Source organism: Amycolatopsis sp. NPDC004169 (genome assembly GCF_040610315.1).
Taxonomy (GTDB): domain Bacteria; phylum Actinomycetota; class Actinomycetes; order Mycobacteriales; family Pseudonocardiaceae; genus Amycolatopsis.
The window spans coordinates 117,946-121,875 of record NZ_JBEXMD010000032.1; the positions used below are offsets into that span (position 1 = coordinate 117,946).

General features: G+C 72.0%; 3 protein-coding genes and 1 pseudogene. All 4 read left to right on the forward strand.

Going from position 1 to position 3,930, the window contains the following annotated elements; genetic code table 11:
- Nucleotides 1-691: 691 nt before the first annotated feature.
- On the forward strand, nt 692-1,489 hold the full coding sequence (locus ABZX11_RS33885) for a DUF3152 domain-containing protein (RefSeq protein ID WP_354920771.1): 798 nt from the start codon (nt 692-694) through the stop codon (nt 1,487-1,489).
- Between the two features lie 318 nt (nt 1,490-1,807).
- Nucleotides 1,808-2,659, forward strand: coding sequence for a geranyl diphosphate 2-C-methyltransferase (locus tag ABZX11_RS33890; protein ID WP_354920774.1), 852 nt, complete (start codon nt 1,808-1,810; stop codon nt 2,657-2,659).
- A 10-nt stretch (nt 2,660-2,669) separates the two neighbouring features.
- Nucleotides 2,670-3,776, forward strand: a complete 1,107-nt coding sequence (locus tag ABZX11_RS33895) for a family 2 encapsulin nanocompartment cargo protein terpene cyclase (RefSeq protein ID WP_176170238.1) — start codon at nt 2,670-2,672, stop codon at nt 3,774-3,776.
- A gap of 13 nt (nt 3,777-3,789) precedes the next feature.
- Nucleotides 3,790-3,930, forward strand: a pseudogene (locus ABZX11_RS33900) (Crp/Fnr family transcriptional regulator); the annotation flags it as partial.

The window sequence follows — 3,930 nt, forward strand, 5'->3', positions numbered from 1 at the left end:
TCCCGCGGCTCCCGCGGCTCCCGCGGCTCCCGCGGCTCCCGCGGCTCCCGCGGCTCCCGCGGCTCCCGCGGCTCCCGCGGCTCCCGCGGCTCCCGGCCGAGTGTCCGCCCCGGAGCCGCGGACCTCAACCGAACACTCGCCAACTCCCGAGAACGAGGAATTCCCGCCGGCAACGGGCCAGATAATCGCACCCGAGCCGAGTACTTCCACGGCTGCGGCGCCGCCCACTTCAACGGAGCAACCCCCGACCGCCGCACCAATCCCCGCTGCGGTCTCGGCCCCGGCCCCAACCCTTGCCGTCGCGCCGGCACCGGCCACCCCCGCGCAGCACCCGCCAACTGTCGCTGCGCCCTCGCCCCTGGCCGTTGCCCCGGCACCGGCCACCTCTGCTCAGCAATCGCCAACCGCCGCAGCAGCCCCGGCCCCGGCCCCGGCCCCGGCCCCGGAAAGCGAGCAAACCCCAAGCACCCCAACCAAATCAACCACCCCTCAACCACCCCCGCCCGCACCCGAAACCCCGGAACCCCACCCCACCCACCAAACGCACGCCCTCTCCCCCGCCCCGGCGATCTCCGTCGGCCCACCCGCCCCGCGCGTCCCACGAAAGCCTCCCGCCACCCTCCAACCGCCCACCCCACCCCTACCCGCCCCATCCCCCAAGCACACCGAGGCCCCCTGGTGGCCCCCAGCCGTGCTCGTCTTCGCCGTCGCGCTCGCCCTCGCCCTGCTCCTCACCCCGGAAGCCGCCCAGCCCCGGCGGATCGACGGTGTCGCCGCCGCCGGACCCGCCGCCCCCACCCATACCGCCGCACCGAAACCGGCCCCCGAACCCGCCGCCCTCCCGGAAGGCGTTCCCGTCACCGAAGCCGGCAACGGAACCTGGCACGTCGTCCCCGGCACCGGTCCCGACTTCGGCACCGGCGGCGAACTCCTCACCTACACCATCGAAATCGAAGACGGCGTCGACCTCCCCGGCTTCGACCACGACGTCGACGCCATCCTCGCCGACCCGCGCGGCTGGACCGGCCTCGGCGCCGTCACCTTCCGGCGGCTCGACCGTCCCGATGCCCGCCCCGACGTCCGGATCAGCCTCACCAGTCCCGGGACCGCGCGCCGGCCCGATCTCTGCGGCTATGGGATCCCCTTCGACTCCTCGTGCCGGCTCTCGCGTGACCACCGGATCGTCCTCAACCTCGCCCGCTGGCTCCGCGGCGCCCACTCCTACGACGGCGACCTGGCCGGCTACCGCACCTACGCCGTCAACCACGAGATGGGTCACGCCCTCGGCTACGGCCACGTCGGCTGCCCCGCCACCGGTGCGCCCGCGCCGGTCATGATGCAGCAGACCTTCGGGCTCTCCAACACCTACCTCGCGAACCTCAACCGCGCCGAACCGGGCGCCGCCGTGAAGGTGCGGCCGGACGGGGCCGTCTGCCGCCCCAACCCGTGGCCGCGGCCGGCTACCGAGGATCCCACTCCCACGCGGTGAGCGCGGTGCGCATCAGCCGGGCCGCCGCGGGCCCGATGCCGAGACCGGCGAACACGAGGACATGGGCACGATGGCGAACCTCGAAATCACCTGACACGGGCTGTCGCGCTTCGTCACCCGGTCGTGGCGAGGTCGATCTCCATCGGGGGTCGGCGCACCGGCCCCCGCCACCTGCGGCGCGTGTCCCGCTGGGCCGGACGGGCAACGACCACGAACCACGAGTGAATCTCCTTGTCCCTGCGAAACTCCCGCCACTAGCGTCTTCCGTGAGGGACCGGATCCCTTTCCTGTCAAGGAAACGACCGAGGAGTTCAATCGATGACCGCTCTCGAGAAGCCCGTGACCCGCACCGCGTACCAGCAGTCGGTCGCCGACTACTGGAACGCGGAGAAGGATCCGGTGAACCTCCGGCTGGGCGACGTCGACGGCCTCTACCACCACCACTACGGCCTCGGTGACTACGACCCGGCCGTGCTGGAAGCCCCGGCCGCCACGCGTGACGAGGCGATCATCGCGGAGATGCACCGGCTCGAGACCGCCCAGGCGGACGTCCTGCTCGACCACCTCGGCCCGATCACGCCGGAGGACAGGCTGCTCGACGCCGGCTGCGGCCGCGGCGGCACCAGCGTCATGGCCCACCTGCGGTTCGGCTGCCAGGTCGACGGCATCTCCATTTCGGAGCAGCAGGTCGGGTTCGCCAACGCGCACGTCCGGCAGCGCGGGATCGACGGCTCGGTCCGCTACCACCTGAAGAACATGCTCGACACCGGCTTCGAGTCCGGCGTGTTCCAGGGCATCTGGAACAACGAGAGCACGATGTACGTCGACCTGAACGAACTGTTCGCCGAGCACGCGCGGCAGCTGAAGCCCGGCGGCCGGTACGTGACGATCACCGGCTGCTACAACGACGTGACGGGCGGCCGGTCGCGTGCGGTGAGCCAGATCGACCAGCACTACATCTGCAACATCCACGCCCGCGGCGACTACTTCAAGGCGCTCGCGGCCAACGGGTTCGTGCCGATCAACGTGGTCGACCTGACCGCGGCGACGATCCCCTACTGGGAGCTGCGCGAGAAGTCGTCGGTCGCCACCGGCGTCGAGAAGCCGTTCCTGACCGCCTACCGCGAGGGCAGTTTCCACTACCTGCTGATCGCCGCCGACCGCGTCTGAGGCGGGCGGGGTGACCGGGGAGAGCACCACTTGTCCACAGTGGACCGTCGGCGGGCTGCCGGCGGCACCGTTCGGGCTCGGGACGTCGGCGGCGCGGATCGCGAGCCGGTTCGCGCCGTCGCCCGGGCCGGACCCGGCGTACGCGTACCTGCCGTGGGGTGACGGCAGCGCGTCGCCGCTGTACTGCCCGGTCCAGGGCCGCGTCGACGACGGCCTGGCCGCGGAGGTCGACCGGCGGCTGGTCGCCTGGGCGGCGGACTGCGGGTTCACCGGCAAGGGCCTGGAGCAGATCGCGGGCGCCGGGTTCGGCAGGCTGGTGATGCTCGCCCACACCGACTGCGACGACCCGGACCGGCTGCTCGTCGCGGCGCAGCTCAACGCGGTCTGGTGGGCGGCCGACGACTACTACGCCGACGACAGCACGCTGGGCGCGGCGCCCACCGAGCTCCCGCCGCGGCTGGCGCTGGTCATGGCGGCGATGGACCCGGTCGCCCCGGCGGGGGAGTTCACCGCCCCGCTGGAAGAAGCGCTGCGCAGCGACCCGATCCTGGTCGGGCTGCACTCGGCGATCGACCACCTGGGCCGGCACGGCTCCCCGGTGCTCGTGCAACGGGTCTGCTACGCGACGTTCTCGATGTTCGTCAGCTGGGACGCCTACGCGGCGTGGCGCCACACCGGGCAGTACCCGCCGGCGTGGGAGTACCTGGCCGCCCGCCAGCACGACAGCTTCTACACGTCGATGACGCTCGTCGACGCCGTCGGCGGGTACGAGCTGGCCGCGCCGTTCTACTACGACCCGCGCGTGCGCGAGGCGATGATGCGGGCCGGGACGGCGGCGGTGCTGGTCAACGACCTGCACTCGGTGGCGAAGGACGCGGCTGACGAAAAGCCGGTCTGCAACATGGTGCTGCAGATCGCCGCCGACCGGGACTGCCCGGTCGAGGAGGCGGTGGAAGCCACCGTCGCACTGCACAACAAGATCGTCCACGAGTTCGAGGACGGCCACCGGGATCTGCTGGCCGTGCCGTCGCCGGAGCTGCAGCGCTTCCTCGTGGGTGTCCGTTCCTGGATGGGCGGCGGCTTCACCTGGCACGCCACCAATCCCCGTTACCAGTGATTGGGGTTTCGTTGTGACTGTCACCGACCCGGTGGGATCCGAGCAGGCGCCGTCGAGCTTGGGGCGGGCGGCGGCCCGGACCCTGGCCACGACGACCAAATCGGTCCCGCAGATGCAGGGCATCTCCTCCCGCTGGCTGCTCAAAGTACTGCCC

Coding starts and splice junctions, on each gene's coding strand:
- ABZX11_RS33890 (WP_354920774.1), top strand. CDS start 1,808: ATGACCGCTCTCGAGAAGCCCGTGACCCGCACCGCGTACCAGCAGTCG.